Annotated in this window: 22 protein-coding genes; 13 read left to right on the top strand and 9 right to left on the bottom strand. The window is 32.4% G+C overall.

All coding sequences use genetic code 11. From position 1 onward, the window contains the following. Positions 1–3: 3 nt before the first annotated feature. Both BXU10_RS03280 and BXU10_RS03275 read right to left on the bottom strand, forming a co-directional pair. The gene (locus BXU10_RS03280) at positions 4–1,944 is read right to left on the bottom strand and encodes an LTA synthase family protein (protein ID WP_078226078.1); all 1,941 of its coding nucleotides are present in this window, start codon (positions 1,942–1,944) and stop codon (positions 4–6) included. A gap of 48 nt (positions 1,945–1,992) precedes the next feature. Next, positions 1,993–2,220 carry a hypothetical protein gene (locus BXU10_RS03275; RefSeq protein ID WP_031456150.1) on the bottom strand — a complete coding sequence of 76 codons (228 nt, stop codon included), beginning with the start codon at positions 2,218–2,220 and terminating at the stop codon, positions 1,993–1,995. 485 nt (positions 2,221–2,705) lie between these two features. Here BXU10_RS03275 and BXU10_RS03270 point away from each other — a divergent pair, with 485 nt between their 5' ends. After that, the gene (locus BXU10_RS03270) at positions 2,706–3,224 is read left to right on the top strand and encodes a hypothetical protein (protein WP_078226077.1); all 519 of its coding nucleotides are present in this window, start codon (positions 2,706–2,708) and stop codon (positions 3,222–3,224) included. A gap of 73 nt (positions 3,225–3,297) precedes the next feature. On the opposite strand, the gene BXU10_RS03265 is transcribed toward BXU10_RS03270, so the two are convergent. After that, positions 3,298–4,062 (bottom strand): hypothetical protein, encoded by a 765-nt coding sequence (locus BXU10_RS03265; protein ID WP_078226076.1) that lies wholly within the window; start codon positions 4,060–4,062, stop codon positions 3,298–3,300. 82 nt (positions 4,063–4,144) lie between these two features. Then, a complete protein-coding gene (locus tag BXU10_RS03260; protein WP_078226075.1) occupies positions 4,145–5,023 on the bottom strand; it encodes a PPK2 family polyphosphate kinase in 879 nt (292 codons plus the stop codon). A 320-nt stretch (positions 5,024–5,343) separates the two neighbouring features. On the opposite strand from BXU10_RS03260, the gene BXU10_RS03255 reads away from it, so the two are divergent. From BXU10_RS03255 to BXU10_RS03205, 11 genes are all read left to right on the top strand, one after another. After that, on the top strand, positions 5,344–5,808 hold the full coding sequence (locus tag BXU10_RS03255; protein WP_078226074.1) for a hypothetical protein: 465 nt from the start codon (positions 5,344–5,346) through the stop codon (positions 5,806–5,808). Positions 5,809–5,840: 32 nt separating this feature from the next. Then, complete coding sequence (locus BXU10_RS03250) at positions 5,841–6,677, top strand: hypothetical protein (RefSeq protein ID WP_078226073.1); 837 nt, start codon at positions 5,841–5,843, stop codon at positions 6,675–6,677. 10 nt (positions 6,678–6,687) lie between these two features. After that, complete coding sequence (locus tag BXU10_RS03245; protein ID WP_078226072.1) at positions 6,688–7,206, top strand: hypothetical protein; 519 nt, start codon at positions 6,688–6,690, stop codon at positions 7,204–7,206. Continuing rightward, positions 7,207–7,887, top strand: coding sequence for a CPBP family intramembrane glutamic endopeptidase (locus tag BXU10_RS03240; RefSeq protein ID WP_078226071.1), 681 nt, complete (start codon positions 7,207–7,209; stop codon positions 7,885–7,887). 149 nt (positions 7,888–8,036) lie between these two features. After that, entirely contained in the window at positions 8,037–8,537 is a 501-nt protein-coding gene (locus BXU10_RS03235) for an RNA polymerase sigma factor (RefSeq protein ID WP_078227898.1), read from the top strand. A 2-nt stretch (positions 8,538–8,539) separates the two neighbouring features. Next, a complete protein-coding gene (locus tag BXU10_RS03230; RefSeq protein WP_078226070.1) occupies positions 8,540–9,505 on the top strand; it encodes a hypothetical protein in 966 nt (321 codons plus the stop codon). A 35-nt stretch (positions 9,506–9,540) separates the two neighbouring features. Then, on the top strand, positions 9,541–11,670 hold the full coding sequence (locus tag BXU10_RS03225) for a VWA domain-containing protein (RefSeq protein ID WP_078226069.1): 2,130 nt from the start codon (positions 9,541–9,543) through the stop codon (positions 11,668–11,670). A 35-nt stretch (positions 11,671–11,705) separates the two neighbouring features. Then, positions 11,706–12,407, top strand: coding sequence for an SIMPL domain-containing protein (locus tag BXU10_RS03220; protein WP_078226068.1), 702 nt, complete (start codon positions 11,706–11,708; stop codon positions 12,405–12,407). Between the two features lie 41 nt (positions 12,408–12,448). Continuing rightward, positions 12,449–13,036, top strand: coding sequence for an LURP-one-related/scramblase family protein (locus BXU10_RS03215; protein ID WP_078226067.1), 588 nt, complete (start codon positions 12,449–12,451; stop codon positions 13,034–13,036). Positions 13,037–13,149: 113 nt separating this feature from the next. Beyond that, on the top strand, positions 13,150–13,866 hold the full coding sequence (locus BXU10_RS03210) for a 3-ketoacyl-ACP reductase (RefSeq protein ID WP_078226066.1): 717 nt from the start codon (positions 13,150–13,152) through the stop codon (positions 13,864–13,866). Between the two features lie 102 nt (positions 13,867–13,968). Beyond that, positions 13,969–14,478, top strand: coding sequence for a hypothetical protein (locus tag BXU10_RS03205; protein ID WP_078226065.1), 510 nt, complete (start codon positions 13,969–13,971; stop codon positions 14,476–14,478). 108 nt (positions 14,479–14,586) lie between these two features. On the opposite strand, the gene mtaB is transcribed toward BXU10_RS03205, so the two are convergent. Next, a complete protein-coding gene (gene mtaB / locus BXU10_RS03200; RefSeq protein WP_078226064.1) occupies positions 14,587–15,921 on the bottom strand; it encodes a tRNA (N(6)-L-threonylcarbamoyladenosine(37)-C(2))-methylthiotransferase MtaB in 1,335 nt (444 codons plus the stop codon). Positions 15,922–16,408: 487 nt separating this feature from the next. Here mtaB and BXU10_RS03195 point away from each other — a divergent pair, with 487 nt between their 5' ends. Next, positions 16,409–16,930 (top strand): hypothetical protein, encoded by a 522-nt coding sequence (locus BXU10_RS03195; RefSeq protein WP_078226063.1) that lies wholly within the window; start codon positions 16,409–16,411, stop codon positions 16,928–16,930. A gap of 63 nt (positions 16,931–16,993) precedes the next feature. On the opposite strand, the gene BXU10_RS03190 is transcribed toward BXU10_RS03195, so the two are convergent. Genes BXU10_RS03190 through BXU10_RS03175 form a run of 4 tightly spaced genes read right to left on the bottom strand, consistent with a single transcriptional unit; the run spans position 16,994 to position 19,557 of the window. Continuing rightward, positions 16,994–17,785, bottom strand: coding sequence for a Cof-type HAD-IIB family hydrolase (locus BXU10_RS03190; RefSeq protein ID WP_223255382.1), 792 nt, complete (start codon positions 17,783–17,785; stop codon positions 16,994–16,996). A 35-nt stretch (positions 17,786–17,820) separates the two neighbouring features. After that, positions 17,821–18,030, bottom strand: coding sequence for a putative signal transducing protein (locus BXU10_RS03185; RefSeq protein ID WP_078226061.1), 210 nt, complete (start codon positions 18,028–18,030; stop codon positions 17,821–17,823). A gap of 32 nt (positions 18,031–18,062) precedes the next feature. Beyond that, positions 18,063–18,878 carry an alpha/beta hydrolase gene (locus BXU10_RS03180; protein ID WP_078226060.1) on the bottom strand — a complete coding sequence of 272 codons (816 nt, stop codon included), beginning with the start codon at positions 18,876–18,878 and terminating at the stop codon, positions 18,063–18,065. A 16-nt stretch (positions 18,879–18,894) separates the two neighbouring features. Next, complete coding sequence (locus tag BXU10_RS03175; protein WP_078226059.1) at positions 18,895–19,557, bottom strand: DEAD/DEAH box helicase; 663 nt, start codon at positions 19,555–19,557, stop codon at positions 18,895–18,897. Positions 19,558–19,561 lie beyond the last annotated feature (4 nt).

Below are 19,561 nucleotides of genomic sequence, written 5' to 3'. Positions count from 1 at the left end.
AAATTATTTTTTTACCTCTCTCAGCTTATATTTATTTTCCTTATACAAATTACCCGCAGTTATAACATGTGCCAAAGCATCTTTTGCTAATTCTTCGTTTAATTTTACTGGAATCAAAGTTGTATCATTTTTGATTTCAAATTGAAGCGGTTTCAAATTTGGCTGCATAATTACAACCTGATTCTCTACTCTGAACGCATTGATATCATTAAATTGCATGATAGATCTACCCTGAGTTTTTGCATCTAACTGATTTAAATTTCTACCTACCATTGGCGTTTCAAACGAAAGTCCCAAATAACTTAATAACGTTGGTGGAATGTCAATCTGACTGGCCAATTTACTATACGAAACTCCTTTTGGAACTCCAGGGCCCAAGATTAGAGCGGGAATATGAAATTTATTGATTGGTACTAAATTTTTTCCGTAAGTTCTGGTATTATGATCGGCAATAACAATGAAAATAGTGTTTTTAAAATACGCCTCTTTTTTAGCCATTTCGAAGAATTTCCCTATCGAAAAATCAGCATATTTCATGGCATTGTTAACTGTTGCAGGATTCTTGTCATACGGCTGGATTCTTCCGGCTGGATATTCAAAAGGCTCATGATTGGATGTCGAAAACATCAAAGAAAAGAAAGGTTTATCTCCTTTTGATTTAAAATAATTATTCGCTTTGGTCACCAAATCCTCATCAGAATAGCCCCAGGTTCCTTTGAAGGCATATTTATTCCCATCTGATTCAAAATCTTCCTGATCTACAATATCTTCAAATCCGTTTCCGTTGAAAAATGAAGCCATATTGTCAAAATTCGCCATTCCGCCATAGATAAAACTAGTGTCATATCCTTTGTGTTTTAAGGCATCGGCAAGTGTAAAAAAACCTTGTTGTGAATTTCCTAACTTCACTACACTTTCAGACGGAGAAGGCAAAAATCCGGTTACAACCGCTTCAATTCCACGAACGCTTCGGGTTCCGGTACAATATAAATTGGTAAACAACAGACCTTCTTTCGATAATTTATCAAACTCCGGAGTTAATGGTTTACCTCCAAGGATCCCAACATATTCGGCACCTAAACTTTCCTGAAGAAATATCACCAGATTATAAGGTTTCTTCAAAACAGAATCTGGTTGCTGAACATGCAGAAACGGAATTTCGGCATCGGTAAAATCATTAGGTCCCGCAATCATGTATTTTTTTACACGAGCAATGGCTTCGGCTTCCTCCATTTTACCATACATCTTAGTGTTACCTTCGTTTTTAATCGAATAAGCAGCAAAAGCAACCGTATAAAACGAATTTAATCCCAATGTATTGGTAAGCTGATCCGTTGAAAAAACAGCATTACTGGCATTAATCGGGCGTTTTGAAGTCAGACTTGAACGGGCCCCAAAAAACAATAAAAACGCCACTAACGGAAAAACCATTAATTTGAACTTATATTCGGCAGTAGTTGTATGAAAAAATTGTTTCCCTTTTTTGAAAGCCAAATAAATAACTACTCCTAAAATCAGGAAAGTAACGATAATAGAAGTCAGATAACTTTTCAAAAGCATTCCGACAACTTCCTTAGGATAAATCAGGTAATCAAGGAAAATCTTATTCGGACGCGTATCATACTGTTTTACAAAATCCGGCGAAGCCAATTCTACAAAAAGAATCAGAAACAGAAACAGAAAACTATAAATTACCAAAAAGGAGTTAGTAAACTTTAGCCATTTATTAGGCAAAAAAGTAATTAAAAGAGCCGGGAGAAAAGACAAATAACATAGTAATATCAAATCCATTCGAAGACCGATTGGAAAAATATACCAGAAATTAGGTGTTTCAACTACTCTGTCTTTAAAAATAAAAAATAAAAATATTCTACTTAAAGTAGTAATCAGCAATCCGATTAAAATGAAATTTAAAACGGGTTTTAAAAAACGTAATTTTTTCATTGGAAAATTTTGAATTGTACATGGGTAGAAATACGCTGCAGTGCGTCTCTACTCTTCGTAACGATTTATTTCTCTGTCGTAAAAGTTATTTGCCTTTTCAATTAAACCTTCCATTTCTGCATTCAATTCGGCTTCATCAAGATCTTCGGCTTCTTCCAAAAACTCAACCTCGTCATCTTTTAAATTGATAATAAATCGAGGATAATCAAGATGAATGATAAAAATATCGTCTGGAAAATCAGTATTATCTCCAAGTAAAAATTTAGGTAATTCCATATTTAGTGTATTTTTTATGGTTCAAATTTAGGTATTTGAATCTTAATTATTGATTAATTTTTTTGTTAGATAATGAAAGTGAATATATAAAAATACTGCAGCAGAAGTTAATCCTGCCAAGAACCCAATCCAGACACCTTCGACTTTCCGTGTGTTTTAAATTTACTTTTATTCTTTTAGCCTTGCAAAGATAATCACATGCTTCGGATTAGGCCAAAATACGAAGCTTAATAGATTTTGTTCTTCTAAAAGCAATAAAATACTTACTTAATTTTAACATTTCATCAAAATTTAAAGAATAAAAAGGCTTGAGTATATTTTTGAATAAAATCAAAAAAACCAGTAAAATCAAGGGATTACAACCAATAATGCATTGCCTGAATTTTAACAATATTTACATTATGTAACGATTTCGAAAAATTATATAACTACATAGCAGTACCTCAAAACTAATTTTACATCATAGTAATTAAAAAAATACACGCATGAAAAATTTACAAAACATCCGAATTTTATTTATTGCAGTCTTTGCAATGCTTTACACGACGTCCTCAACTGCGCAGCAGAATGATGAAATACAAAATTATGATCAGAAATTCAAATTAGGATTTGGAGTAAGTGGCGGAATCCCAACCGATGGAGATGATTATGACTGGGCTCTTGGTGGAGATGTAAGACTTCAATATGATTTATCTAAAAGAACCTCACTAACATTGACAACCGGTTTTACTAACTTATTTGTTGGTGACGATGTTCCTGATTTAGGTTTCATTCCTACAAAAGCCGGTTTTAAAGCATTCGTATGGGAAGATCAGTTTTATGTTATGGGAGAAATTGGTGCGGGTTTTGCTGTAACTAATAATTATAATGAAACCTCAATTTTATGGGCTCCAAGTATTGGATATGCCGGAAAACATATTGATATCAGTTTAAGATATGAAGATTATGACAAATTCAATACCAATCAGGTTGCACTACGAGTAGCATATGGTTTTGAATTGTAAAAACTAAATTCAAGTTATTTTTATTTTTTTTGGTAAACCCGATGGATTTTGATAATCTGTCGGGTTTGTTTTTTTACTCATACTGAATTGTAGTAATATTTTGTATCTGACCATTCCTCTTCAATGTTATTTTTGTTGGGTAATTTTTTGAATTATACTCATATTGATATTTATCAACTCCTCCATCATAATTATAACTATGAAGAATATTATTCTTAGCCATAGATATAATTTTCAAATAAGCTTCTGAATAAATCAAACCAAATGAATTATGTTTATCATCATACGATTTATAAAACGTCATATCCTTTTTAGATTGCCCTTCATATTTCCTCTCAGAAAGATTTCCCTTTTTATCGTACAAATATGCTTCTTCAGATAACAGTTTACCATTTTCTGAAATTTGACATTTTATAATCTGTTTCAAATCGTTATAAGTATACATATAAAGTATTTTTCTTTGACTTTCTGTTGTCAAAATATTAGTTATTAAATCTTTATCATAATTAAAAACTCTCAAAACAGAGATTTCGTTTAAGCTTTTTAATGGTTTTATATAATCTTTCATTTCCTTTATCTTCCCATCTTCATAATTTATTTCAACGCTTGCTGTAATCTTACCATCACTTAATGATTCGATTTTGGAAATCAAATCATTTTCATAAAAAAAAGTCCAAACTTCCTCTGGCTCTGGATTCCCATTAGTATAATTTGCAGAAACTTTTTTTACCACCTTCAACGTATCATTAATATTAGAAAGCTCTGTTCTAATTTTTGGACCATTTGGATAGCAAACAATATAAATCATAACTGAGATAAAAAAAATAATTCTTTTCATGGTAATTAATTCAAATATTAGAAGAGTAAATGTGTGTTTAAATAATGTAAAAAACCTAAGTTTTTTTAAAATGTTAATTTTATTACTTTTCTCCCAGCTCTTTTTTATACATTTCGATATTAGCTTTAATCTTATCATCAAGCTCTGGTTCTTTAATATCGGTATATTTTTGCATTTCTTCCAATATAATTTTCGCTACTATATAACGGGCCATTTCCTTGTCATCTGCCGGAATTACATACCAGGGTGCATAATCTGTTGAAGTTTTATTAATGGCTTTCTCATAATATTGCATGTATTCTTTCCAGTGTTCACGCTCTTTTAAATCTCCGGGCGAAAATTTCCAATGGTGTCTTTCTTCTTCCAAACGACGTAACAAACGTTCTCTTTGCTCTTCTTTACTCAAATGCATGTAAAATTTCATCACAATGGTTCCATTTTGCGTAATATGCTTTTCAAAATTATTGATTTGCTCAATTCTGTTTTTCCAGAATTTGGGTGTAATATCTTCAACCGAATTGATTCCGGGTAAATTCTCTCCCAAAATATACTCAGGATGTACACGGGTTACCAGAACATTCTCATAATGCGTTCTGTTAAAAATAGCGAACTTCCCTTTTTCCGGTAAAGCAATATAATGTCTCCATAAATAATCGTGTTCCAACTCAGTCGAATTGGGTGTTTTAAAACTATGTACCACAACACCACGCGGGTTAAATTCCTTAAAAACTTCCCTAATCAAACTGTCTTTGCCTGAAGTATCCATTCCCTGCAGACAAATTAAAACACCATATTTATTGTGTGAATACATGACATCCTGCAAATCACTCAATTTCGCCTGAACCTTATCCAATTTTTCTTCTTTTTCATCATCATTAGCTTCGATATTAAGCAAAGTCGGAATCTTAGACAATTTTATTTTATCTGTAACTTTAAAATCATTCGGGTCTATTGATTTCATATGTGTTAATTTTAATTATTATTGGTCACATATGTTATCGCCTTTAATTGTTTTTGTTTACACAAAGATTTTATCAGTGGCGATTTCATATTTCTAAGTTTTATACAAGTAAATATACTATTTTTACGAAGCATATTCCTGCTATTCATTGCAATACTTTTCAATAAAATGCTTTTTTCCAAAGCCATAACAAAGCTTCCGCTGGTCGCTTCGTTCTGTCAGGAAAAAACACATTTTCTTTTCAAAGTATTTTCATTACTATCAGGGCTAAGCATTGGTTTTCAAAACAACTTTCACTTTCATAATTTTATATCTACGTGATGAAAAAAAACTTTCTAATACTTTTACTTTTATTAGGAATTCAGGTCTTCAGTCAAAATGATGATCCTGACCAAAAATTTCACCATAAAATTTACGGCAAATGTTTCAAGAGCTTAAAACAAATTCCTGAAACAGAAAATCAACTGCTATTAAAAGCACTATCATTTTGCAGTCTTTTAGAATGTACAATAGGTTTTGAATACTCGAAAAATAAGAAAGATACTCAGGATGCTATACTAAAGAGAGCCATTGAAATTACTAATCTGCTTTACGATGAAGGAACTCCAGTATATCTAATCAGTGGATTGGATAGCTCAGATGAAGCTGAAAAGCAAAACCAAAATATTACTGACGATAATAATTTAGTATATATTAGTGTTGGAGAATGCGTTTCCACTAATGAACTTCAAAAAATAAAACAAATTATTAATCAGCAGACATTAAAATTAATAAATAAAAAATAAACCAAAAATACCAGTACTCAAAACAACAATTCATGGAAAAATTCACATTAGAAATACTATTTCAAATCATCGGAATCGGTTCTGCCTCCGGATTATTTTTAAATAATGATTCACTTTATGTTATTGGCGACAACAGCGGATTTTTATACGAATACAACATGCAGAATCAGCAGTTAAACCAGCATCCTTTAATTGAAAATCCAACGCAAAACATTCCAAAAAACTTAAAACCGGATTTTGAATCGATCACGCATCATAACGATACACTGTATATTTTTGGTTCCGGATCCACTGAAAACCGAAACAAAATGATAGAATTCAATCTGAAATCGAAAACGGTTATACAAAAAAATAATCTGGTCGATTTGTATGCGCTGATGCAAAATTTCGGCGAAATAAAACCGGAAGATTTCAATCTCGAAGGTGCTATTTTTGATGGTGAAAACTGGTACTTATTCAACCGCGGGAACGGAATTTCGAACAAAAACACCATTTTTACCATCCATGCCAAAAATCTTGGAGAAGAATTTGCCCTGATTTCTGTCAATTACAAACTGCCAAAAATAAAAGGAGTTCGTTCCAGTTTTACCGATGCTATTTTAGTCGAAGACAAAATCTATTTCCTTTCTACCGCCGAAGATACCAAATCAACCTACGATGATGGCGAAGTTTTAGGAAGTTTCATTGGCCGCATCGACCTTAAAAGCATGAAAATCGATTTTACTCAAAAAATCACGGCAACCAATAAATTTGAAGGTTTGACACTTTACAAAAAAGAGAACAATAAAATTGAGTTTCTGCTTTGCGAGGACAATGACACTGAGCTTTTGGAAACTAAGATTTATAAATTGACATTGCCGGTTAAGTAATATGATTTGTATGAAAAAAATAATTCTCTCGCTAATACTATTTTTTATTCTTTCAATTGGAGGTTATCTGTTTTATTACTTTAAAATAACCCATGTAGAAAAAGATAACATAGAATTTGCAAGTATAGAAGATTTAATACAAAAAGAATATCCCAAAACTTTATCCCCAAAAGATTTAAATCCAAAATCATTTATCGCACTTTTTACTGAAAGATATAATAAAAACTCCCGTTTTAATTTTGTAACAATGATAGGAGATTTTCCTGAAAATTGGGTAAAGCCAAATGATGTTCAATATCTAATTTCAATTATGCATTCTAAAGAAAAATGCTGTGGATATATGAATTTATTCTCTTCACATATGCTAAGTAAAAATGGTGAAGTTGGAGGTTTTGCCTTAATTTTTCTAAACTCTTATATTTCTCAAACAAAAATCAATTTAGGATTAAATTGTAATCCTAAAACAGATTTAGAGTCAATAAAAAAAATAGAAAAATGGTATAATAATCAAACCCTACAAACTAAATAAATGCTCAACATTACAAACGCAGCTAAGAAACCAACTTTAATTATCGGCATCATACTTTCAATACTCCTTCCTTTTCTGGCAATTTATTCTTCTTTATTATTCAAAGATTCAGGACTTAGTAAAGAAGCTCAATTCTATATTTCGAGATTTACAATTTGGATTTCCTTACTGCTTTTATTCCTATATTCTTTTAAAATAGAAAAACAGCCCTTTCTGCTTTGGAAAGAAACTGAATATTCATTTTCTTTTTTAACAACAGCAATATTAAAAACATTTTTAAAATTATTTCTGGCTGTTGTCTTAACAGGTCTTTTATTTATGTTACTGAAAATGAACTCTCAAAGTACTGTGTTAAATAAAGCCTTAGGGATTTTAAAAAAAAGTTATGTATTACTTTTTTTTACTTGTGTAACTGCTGGTATTACGGAAGAATTAATTTTTAGAGGCTATCTGTTGCCCAGATTAGAATTACTGATTAAAAATCAAAAGCTGGCTATACTTATTTCTAGTTCTGTTTTTGGATTTATGCACTTTGGCTATGGCACTTTAGTGAATATTATTGGCCCAATCGTCATCGGGGTGGTATTGGCTTTGCAATATGAAAAATACAGAAACATCAAAATTGTAATTATCTGTCATTTTTTATGGGATCTTTTTCTTTTAATGTTAAAAACAAAATAACAAATTAATAATCAGCAAATTAAAACCTAATTTGAATTATTTTTACATTTATTTTCATCTTCGTCCCAACCTTTTTATCTTTTTCACTCTCTTTATAATTAAAGACCAAAATTGTGATAAACGAAACGCTAATTTCTAACTGCAAAAAAATGAACCGTGATGCCCAGCGTCAGGTTTATGAGCACATGGCTCCAAAATTGTATCGTGTTTGCAAACGATACCTAAAGAAGGAAGAAGAAATAGAAGAAGCCCTGGCCGATGCTTTCTACACCATCTTTACAAAACTCGACCAGCTCAAAGAAGATAAGGCTATTGAAGCCTGGGCCAGAAAAATTACCGTTAATCACTGTTTGGCAACTATTAAAAAGAGCACCAATTTCAACATGTATCTTGATGATGTAAAAGTACTTTCGCAGCCTTTTACAGATGAGATAAACACATTAGAAGAAGAGGATTTACTCAATTTATTAAACCATATTCCCGAAGGCTGCAAAACGGTTTTCAACCTTTTTGTCATTGAAGGTTTCGGACACAAGGAAATTGCAGCAATGCTCAATATTTCTGAAGGCACTTCAAAATCGCAACTCAATGCGGCCAAAACCAAACTGAAGGAATTAGTAAATAAATTGTATTATCAAAAAGCAAAATAGTCATGGACAATCAGGATAAAATATTCGATAAATTTAAAGAAGCCGCACAAAACTCGGAACAAAAAGATTTTCCGGGAATGGAAAAAATCTGGTCGCGCGTAGAAGATAAACTGGATCAAAAAGAAGATAAAAAAAACATTGCTTTATGGAAGAAAATTGCAGTCGCAGCTTCCTTTCTGTTATTACTTTCTCTTGGATTTCAATTTTTAAAGTCAGACAAAAATCAAGTAAATGAGATCCCAAAAGTAGTTATTCAGGAAACTGAAAAATCTCAAAAATCCGATTTAAATCAAAAAGATAAAACCATCTCTTCTGACTCCGGAATTGTCTCTAAGGAAGAAGCAATTAAAATTCTTGAAAATCAGGCAAAAAACAAAGAGAGTGTCGCCATTCAGCAAGCAACCGGAATGGGATCTAGTGTTCAACTTATTGAACCGGTGGTTGTTTCTGAAATGACTCCCGAAGCTATTGCATCTCCCCCCGTAAAAGAGGAACTTTTTGAAGAAGACAATACTATAGTTTCAAAAAAAGAAACCAGTGAAGAAATGAGTTATTCTTCAAAATTTAAAGAAAGAGAATCTGCTAAAGCTGCTTTTGCCGAAAAACAAAGCCAAATGGCTAAAAAATCAGCACCATTGATTGTCCTTAACGGAAATGCCATGGCACACAGTGACGATTACAAAAGAGACAAAATGATACAGGAGGAGCTTCCTAATATGAGTCCGGAAAATGTAGAATCACTCGTTATTCTAGATGAACCGTTGTACATCATCGACGGCATTTATTTCTCTGAAAATGATTTATTCGGAAAAAATCCGACGAGTCCGTATGCTCCTTTAAATAAACAGGAAATCAAAACCATTACCATACTTCAGGATCTGGAAGCCACAGAAAAATATGGCGAAAAAGGCAGAAAAGGAGTTGTTATCATCACTACTAAAACTGGAAAACCGGCTCTGAAAAAATAGCCAAGACCCGAACATTAATTCTAAAACTTACTATCATGAAAAGTCTAAAACTTATTTCATTAGCCATTACTATGCTTATATGTTTCGTAACCATGGCACAGGAAAGAACAATTACAGGAATTGTGACAGATCAATCTAACATACCTCTTCCTGGCGCTTATGTAGTGATTAAAGGCACTAAAAAAAATACTCAAACAGATTATAATGGAAACTATTCTATTCAGGCAAAAAAAGGAGATGCTCTTGTTTTCAGTTTTATAGGAATGAAATCCCAGACAAAAGTTGTTGGAGACAAAACCATTATTAATGTAAAACTCGAAGAAGAAAGCCAGTCATTAGAAGAAGTTGTCGTTACGGGTTATGCCGTTAAACGCAAAAAACACCAAACAGCAGCTTCCGTACAAATAGTTCAAGGGACAGAAGTCAGAGCAAAAACTTCAAAAAAACAAGTTCAGCCAGTTACAAATGCAAGTGTTACAACAGTTCGGGAATCTTCTTCAATTTCATCTAAAAATGAACCTGTGTATATTGTTGACGGAGTTCGTATTAAAGCCGACCAAATGGCAAAAATCAATCCAAATGATATTAAAGATGTTCATATTCTTAAGAATGATCCAAACTCATCAATTCATAGCGGTACTAATAATGGAACTGTTATCATCACTACGAAAAACGACCTTTATAAAAATCTCTCTGAAAAAGAATTAGACAAAAAATTAAACACAATTACACCAATCCCTGCAGAACCTTCTCAGGAAGATTATGATACATTTGTAGAAAATGCTTTCGAAAGTCCGAAAACAGCACCACTTTCTACATTTTCTATTGATGTTGACAATGCTTCTTACACCAATATCAGACGTTTCCTGAACAATGGACAGGAAGTTCCAAAAGATGCTGTGCGTGTCGAGGAAATGGTAAACTTCTTCAAATACAATTATCCACAGCCAAAAGACCAGCATCCGTTTTCTATCAATACCGAATTGAGTGATTCTCCATGGAATTCCAAAAATAAAATCCTTAAAATTGGTTTACAGGGGAAAAACATTCCAACCGATGATTTACCGGCTTCTAATCTTGTTTTCTTAATTGATGTTTCCGGGTCAATGAGCGAAATGAACAAATTGCCTTTATTAAAACAATCGATGAAAATTTTGGTAAACGAATTACGACAAAAAGATAAAGTTGCCATTGTGGTTTACGCTGGAGCTGCCGGATTGGTTTTGCCTCCAACTTCTGGAGACGAGAAAAAAACTATTATTGATGCTTTGGATCAATTAAACGCCGGAGGAAGTACTGCCGGAGGAGCCGGAATCAATCTGGCTTATAAAATTGCTTCTGAAAATTTTATTAAAAACGGAAACAATCGTGTAATTCTTGCAACTGACGGTGATTTTAATGTGGGAGATTCTTCGAATACGGACATGGAAAAACTAATTGAAGAAAAAAGAAAAACCGGTGTTTTCCTGACTTGTTTAGGCTACGGAATGGGCAATTACAAAGACAGCAAAATGGAAATCCTGGCCGATAAAGGAAACGGAAATTACGCTTACATTGATAATATTCAGGAGGCAAATCGTTTTTTAGGAAAAGAATTTAAAGGATCGATGTTTGCGATTGCGAAAGATGTAAAAATTCAGATTGAATTCAATCCGATACAAGTGCAGTCTTACCGTTTAATTGGATATGAAAACAGAAAACTTCGTCCGGAAGATTTCAAAAATGATGCTATAGATGCGGGTGAATTGGGGAGCAACCACATCGTTACGGCTTTGTATGAAATCATTCCGGCAGGAGTTTCCAGTACATATCTTACAAGTCTTCCTGATGATTTAAAATACACAAAGGTTCAGGAAACTACAACCAATTTCAATAATGAACTTGCGACGATAAAATTCCGTTACAAAAAACCTGATGGCGATAAAAGTATCGAAATGGTTCAGGTGATCGAAAACAAAGCTATTGTTTTAGAAAAAGCTTCTGATGATTTCAAATTTAGTTCTGCCGTGGCCTGGTTTGGATTAAAATTGAGAGATTCAAAATTAATATCAAACAAATCTTCCGAAGAAATAGTTAAATTAGCCAAACAAGGAAATTCAAATGACGGCGAAGGCTATAAAGCTGAATTTATTCGTCTGGTTGAAACTTCTAAACAGTATAATTAATTTCTTATTTACATTTAAAATTAACTTTTAAAACAATGAAAAAAAGCCTTTTAGCATTATTTGCACTGTTAACAATAAATTCCTTTTCCCAAACTAAAAATTCAATTGACAAGCCTTATATAGAGTCTTCCGGTAAGGCAGACACATTAGTCATTCCAAATAAAGTCTGGATAAATGTTCTTTTAATGGAAAAAGATTTTAAAGGCAAAAAGTCTGTTGAAGACATTGAAAAAGAAATGATTCAGAAATTACAGGAGATTGGTATAGATGTAAATAAAAACCTAAGTGTAAATGACATTTCGAGCAATTACAAGTTTTATCTTTTAAAACAAACTGATATTTTCAAATCCAAATCATATTCTATTTTGGTCAAAAATGCTTCCGAAGCTTCGAAAGCCTTTATCGGTTTGGAAAAAATCGGCATCTCAAATGTTCGAATTGAAAAAATTGAAAATTCAGATGAAAAAAAGATAAAACTTCTGATTAATGGAAAAGCTATGTTGAACGCAAAAGAAACAGCAGAAAGTTTTACTAAACCTCTAAATCAAAAAGTTGGTAATGCTATACAAATCAGTAATTTTGAAGATTTTTCGAGTCAATTAGCAGGAAGTGTTTCTGGAATTGCAATTAGAGGCTCCAGAAGTTTTTATGCCGAAGAACCTTCTAATGAACCTAATATTGAATTTGAAAAAATTAAAATTTCAAGCACAGTTCAAGTTAGATTTCTCATAGAATAATTTAATTTAGCTCTATATAAATCAACTATAAGTAAAATTTCATGAACCCAATTTTAAGTAAAAACCTATTTTTAGTAAAAGAACATGTCGGAATGTTTAAAGCGTCAAACAATTACGATATTTATAATCCTGAAAGCAACCAGATTATCATGAACTGCCGTGAGAACAATCTTGGCTTTTTTACAAAAATGCTGCGCTTTACAGATTATAAGCGAATGACTCCTTTTAATGTTGAAATCACTACAGCAAGTGGCGAAAAATTAATTGCAGTAAAACGTGGTATTGCGATCTTTCGATCTACTGTCGAAATATTTGATGAGAAAGACAGATTAGTTGGAACTTTTAAACAGAAATTCTTTTCCATCGGAGGAAAATTCGAAATACTAGACAAAAATGAAAAACCTGTCGCAACGCTTCAGGGAAAATGGACCGGCTGGGATTTTAAATTTTCGCACGAAAACAAACAGCTGGCTCAGGTAAGTAAAAAATGGGCCGGAATGGGCAAAGAGTTTTTTACCAGTGCCGACAATTATGTCCTGCAAATTGAAGAAACAGTCCCAGCTGATTCTCCGCTGAGACAATTAATCCTGGCAGCTGTAATGTGTATTGACATGGTTTTGAAAGAATAAGCAAAAGCTGTTAAACTTAGATTAAGAAATAAAAAAAGCGTCATTTTGGTAAGCAAAAACTGTATTTTTGTATAACTAAACTGATGCTTTTTGCATTTCTAAAAAATACACTCATGACAAATCTAAAAAATAAAAATGCCCTGATTACAGGAGCCGGTAAAGGAATTGGAAAAGCTATTGCTATTGCTCTGGCAAAAGAAGGTGTAAACGTAATTTTAGTCTCAAGAACCCAATTGGATGTCGAGCAGCTGGCTGTTAAAATTGAAAATTTCGGAGTAAAATCATTGGCTCTGACTGCTGACGTGGCCGATATAAATTCGATAAATACTGCTATTGAAAAAGCTTTAGCAGAATTTAAAACCATTGATATTTTAATCAATAATGCCGGAATCGCTGCTTTTGGAAAGTTTATGGAATTAGAGCCATCCGAATGGGAAAAAATCATACAGGTAAACTTAATGGGAACTTATTATACAACCCGTGCCGTTTTACCTAATATGATCAAAAGGCAAACTGGTGATATTATCAATATTTCTTCTACAGCCGGATTAAACGGAAATGCCTTAACCAGTGCCTACAGTGCCTCTAAATTTGCAGTTTTAGGATTAACAGATTCTTTAATGCAGGAAATGAGAAAACACAACATTCGCGTTACAGCCTTAACACCAAGTACCGTTGCAACTGATATGGCTAAAGATTTAAACCTCACTGACGGAAATCCTGAAAAAGTCATGCAGTCAGAAGACATTGCAGAGTTGATAATCGCCCAACTCAAACTAAATCGCAGAGTGTTCGTTAAGAACAGCAGTATCTGGTCTACAAATCCTTAAGTTAAAATATAAATTCTGATCTATGAAATCCCCTATTCCAATTATTATCCTTAACTTATAGTTGGAACAGGAAACTTGATTTTGGAATTAAAAAACAATAAAATGGAACAATATTTAAGACAATTGGTTTCAATTGCATTTACTGATAAAAAAGAAATCTTTACCGGATTTCTGATTGATTATTCGGATGACTGGATTTTACTTAAAAACAATCCAATCGATTTTATACTTGATGGTTTTGTGATTTTAAAAAACAAAAACATCGAAGCAATCGAAAGAGATGAAGAACTGGTATTTAATGAAAAAGTGATTCGCCTTAAAGGGTTAAAAACAAATGCCGAAGACATTATTCCGATTAAGGATTTGAGTACCATACTGCATTATATCAACAACAAATATGGCATTTTCCAGATTGTAAAGAAATCCCCAAAATCGGTTTATTTAGGAAAATTGATAGAGATAAACGATGAAATTTTAACGATTGATTTTTTAGATATCAGAGGTCAATTTGGAGGAGAGCTTAATTTCAATCCAGATAAGATAAGGGTTATTGAATTTGATTCGGATTATATTAATTCTTTGAAATTGGTCTCGCAGGAAAACGAGAAATAATATTTTATAAATGCATAAAAAAGTCCTTTTTCAAGGACTTTTTAAATTTTATGTCATTTCAACGAAGAAGACTAGAACGATGAGAATAGACAAAAAACAATATTGTGACTAGGCCTCTGCCAATTTATTTAAAAATTCCAATCGAACACTACCGTCTTCATCGATTTTAGTTAGATTAATTTCCTGCAAAGTATTAACCAATTCGGGATTCCAAGGTGTTTTTACTTTTACATAGTTTTCAGTAAAACCATGAATATAGCCTTCCTTATTTTCACTTTCGAATAAAACAGTCCTGTTAGAACCTAATTGACTTTCGTAAAAAGAGCGACGTTTTTTAACCGATAATCCACGCAGCATTTTACTTCGTTTTGCTCTTACATTAGCAGGAACAATCCCTGGCATATCAGCAGCTTCAGTATTATCTCTTTCAGAATAGGTAAAAACATGCAAATACGAAATATCCATTTCATTCAGAAAATGATACGTTTCTAAGAAATGCTCATCTGTTTCACCTGGAAAACCTACAATTACATCAACACCTATACAGGCATTCGGCATTACCTCGCGAATTTTATTGACACGCTCTGTATACACTTCACGCAAGTAACGACGTTTCATTAATTTTAAAATATCATTACTCCCGGATTGCAGTGGAATATGAAAATGGGGCACAAAAGTTCGGCTTTTAGAAACAAACTCAATGGTTTCATTTTTCAATAAATTCGGTTCGATAGAGGATATTCGCAAACGCTCGATTCCTTCTACTTTATCCAAAGCCTGCACTAAGTCCAGGAAAGTATGTTCGTGTTTTTTATTTCCAAACTCACCTTTGCCATAATCCCCAATATTGACACCGGTTAAAACAATTTCTTTTATGTTTTGTGCAGAAATCTCTTTGGCATTTTGCAATACATTTTCTAAAGCATCGCTTCTTGAAATTCCTCTCGCCAACGGAATTGTGCAATAGGTACATTTATAATCACAACCATCCTGAACTTTCAGGAAAGCACGGGTACGATCACCAATAGAATAACTTCCTACATAAAAATCAGCCTCGGCAATTTCGCAGGAATGAACCTCCCCCATGTCATTTTTGCTCAGGTCATGAATATAATCTGTAATTTTAAATTTTTCAGTAGCTCCCAAAACCAAATCGACCCCATCAACAGCTGCCAATTCCTCAGGTTTTAATTGTGCATAACAACCCACAGCGGCAACAAAAGCCTTCTCATTAAGTTTCATAGCTTTTTTTACAACCTGTTTGAATTGCTTATCAGCATTTTCAGTTACAGAGCAAGTATTGATAACATAAATGTCTGCTACTTCTTCAAAATCAACTCTGTCGAAACCTTCATCATTAAAGTTTCTGGCAATTGTAGATGTTTCTGAAAAATTCAGTTTACAGCCAAGTGTATAAAAAGCAACTTTTTTTCTATTTTCCATAGGAATGTACTACGTTTTAAGTAGCAAGATTATTATATTTACATCTTAGATTGAAGAGTTTGCAAATTTACACACAAATTTCTTTAAAATAAAATCAATAATACATTATAAATCAAAGAATTGAAACAAAACACTTTTATTAAACCATAAAAAGTAATTAATTGAATTTCTGATTACTCTAAAAGATTTATTTTTTTTATAATTTCACGCTTAGTATCAAAAAATACAAAATGAAAGAAAAAATCGACAAAAAGTAAATAAATCCGATTAAATGCATTGTAACTGATTTTAAAATCATTTTTTCTTGAATTTTTCTTTGCTGTCATTAATAATAAACTTAAATTCACGCATCGAAATTTTATAAAATAATTAAACTTTGAAATATAATTTATTTCATTGAAAGCGTTTTTAAAATTTCAACTAAAAACCAAATGGGAAAGCCGAAAACCAATTTAGAGTAGGCGAATTTTTAAATTTACAGAACAATATGAAAGCATGTTTTCCTACGATCTGCTTAATCTTTTTAACCATCTTCGCACAGGCTCAAACTAATACACCTGTTGCAAATTCAAATCCATTTCCAACAATCAGTACATTAACAAATTGGGCCAGTTTAAACTCTCAGCAGCAATTTGACATTGCGATACGTGCGGTTGGATTTAAATTTGAAGTTAAAGAACCGGGAGAAGGATCTACAGCTTATACATACATCAGAAAAGTAGTAGTTAATGAGGTAAATTATACGGACAGAATTGTATACCGAATTACAAATACCAACTCTGCTAGTATTATCTCTTTAGTTACTGCTTCTACAGATTTAGTAAGTTTATACACTCCTCAATTAGCTTCTTTTAAAAATAACAACTGCAAAACAGAAATGTCTAAAGACAAAAATACAACCTGCAGTTGCTACGAAAGCGCAAATTTTGCAATCGATCTTTGCGATGAGCGTGTAAAGCTAACAATGGGTGACGGAAATAAATATTTTGTTTCAGTAGCTAAAAAATAACTCAGACGAATTTATAAAATAAAAAATCCGAAATTTAAGATACTTAAATTTCGGATTTTTTATTTAGACCAATATATATCTCTGTACAACCTCAGCAACACCATTGTTATTATTTGATGCCACAATAACATTGGCTCTGTCACGCAATTCTGGCGTAACATTATCAACCCAAACTCCTAAACCGGCATATTCAATCATGGTTAAATCGTTACCGGCATTTCCAACTGCGATAATTTCGCTTTGATGAATGTTTAACTTTTCAGCAAGGAACTTTATACTTGCCGCCTTGTCAATTCCGTGTTGAGCAGCTTCCAGAAAAAAAGGTTTAGACATTGCAATACTTAAATGAGGCATTTCTGTTTTCAAATCTTTCTCTACTTTTTTTAAATAATCAGGATGTTCCAACAAAATACATTTTACTGCAGGTCTGTCTACATAATCTTTAAAACTGAAAACTTTATTATGAGGCAGTCCGGTAATTTCTTTTTCAATTTCTATATACTCGGAATCGGTTTCGCTTATAATTTCGCCATCCAGATAGGTAATAATATGAGTTTTCATTTTTACACTATAATCGTATAAATCATGAATTTGGGCAATAGTTAAGCACTGCTCAAATAAAACAAGATCATCCTTTGCCTGGCTTATAACAGCACCATTAAATGAAATTATATAAGAATCATTTAAATCTAATTCTAGTTCCTTTGCATAAGCAGTCATAGCAGATGTTGGACGCCCGGAAGCCAAAACAACATAAACCCCTTTTGTCTGTGCCTCAAGAAGTACTTTTTTATTTAATTCTGAAATTTTATGATCGTCTGTCAACAAGGTATCATCCATGTCGAGTACTAACATTTTATATTGCATATTTAATATAATTAAAATCAGGATTAAATACTCATTCTAAACTTTTCAATTACCGGATTTGCTTTTGCAAAATCAGTCTCCTGAATGAAAATTTCAACAGCCAGATCTGCTCCTCCTAAACGCGCAGATTGAATATTATCTTTTTTTACTGTTTCTACTCCGGCTTCTTCCAATCTTTCCTGCAAAGCAATTGCTAATACTTCACTTCCTGAAAATGCTTTCATCAATCCCATGACATTTATTTTTTATTATTATTTTATTTTCTTTATTGCAAAATTATTTTTAGCTGTTTTTTAAAATCATCATTCTCGTTCATTCCAATATGTCCTTGGTCTTTCAACCCACAAAAATGTCCCTTAAAATCTAATAATTTATTTAACCTAACGGAATTTGAACATGAAATTAATTGATCATCTATGCCATGGAAAATATAAATCGGTGCTTTTACTTTTGGCAAATAATGATGCGTTTCTAAACGAAATTTCTTCATGAAATTAGGAAAGAAGGGAACTTTCGTACTTGATAGTTCTGTAAAACTAAAATAAGGAGATTGCAGAATTAAAGCTTTTGGGTTATTTTCAGAAGCTAAAATTGTGGCCAGGCCTGAACCGATCGAATAACCTGCAATGATAATTTTGTCTTCTGAATATCTTTGTTTTATTTTTTTATAGACTACTGTAACATCCTTATTTAACTGTTCTTCATTTTCTATTTCACCTTCACTTTTCCCGAAACTTCGGTAATCCAAAATAAAAATATCATATCCTAATGAAGTATAAATTTTAGAGATACTTCCCCAGGTTTCAAGTGTTCCTGCATTTCCATGAAGATAAAAAACCAAACCTTTGGAATTCTCTGCTTTAAATAAAATTCCGTTAAGATTTACTCCATCAAAAGATTTAATGTTTATCTCTTCAAATTGACTTTGATATTCAAACTGATATTCTTTAGAAAGAGCAGCACTTTGAAAAACCATTCCAACCTGATTAAAATATACGTAAGAAACAATAATTACATAAACGACAACAAAAAATACTGAAAGTACGATTGCTAAAAATTTAAATGTCTTTATGATTTCCATATAATTTCGAAACAGCTTATTCCTCTTCTATATCATCTTCCTCTTCATCAAGCTCCTCTTCCCCCTCTTCATCCATATCAAAGAAATAAGGTTCCAACAGCATTTTATCTGCTAAAATTTCGATGCGTTCAGTTAAGGTTTCAGCAAAAATGATACGTTGAGTTTTTGCAATACTATTCGAAATACGCATGATTTTAGTTTCATTTCGTAATTTCAATATTGGATCAGCATCGTCAAGAATAAACATTTTCAAACGATTTACATTGTAACCTGCCGTGGTAAACATATCGCTTAACTTATTTGGTGTTCCAATTAAAACATCAATTCCTGTTGAAATATAATTTTTATCATAATCCATATCTCCCTTATCATGTACCCCATATACTTCAAGATTAGTATACTTTCCGTATTTTTCGAAAAGAGCTTCCATAGCCAGCACTTTCTCCTTGTCTTCAACAATAATCAAAGCCCGTGGTGATTCTTCTGTTTGCCCGGCCAATTGCTGAATTACATTCAATACAATTGTTGTCGATTTTCCAGTTCCTGCCGGAGAAATAATCATACAGTCCGCACCACTTTTGATTGTTGAAAAAGTTTCCATTTGCAATATATTTGCTTCTGTTAAACCATTTTCAATGAGTGCATCTTGTAGCTTTTCGTTTATTTTTTTTAGTTTCATTATT

Source organism: Flavobacterium sp. LM4 (genome assembly GCF_002017935.1).
GTDB lineage: Bacteria > Bacteroidota > Bacteroidia > Flavobacteriales > Flavobacteriaceae > Flavobacterium > Flavobacterium chungangense.
The sequence above is the reverse complement of the archived record's forward strand: the minus strand, read 5'-3'. Positions and strand labels throughout refer to the sequence as shown.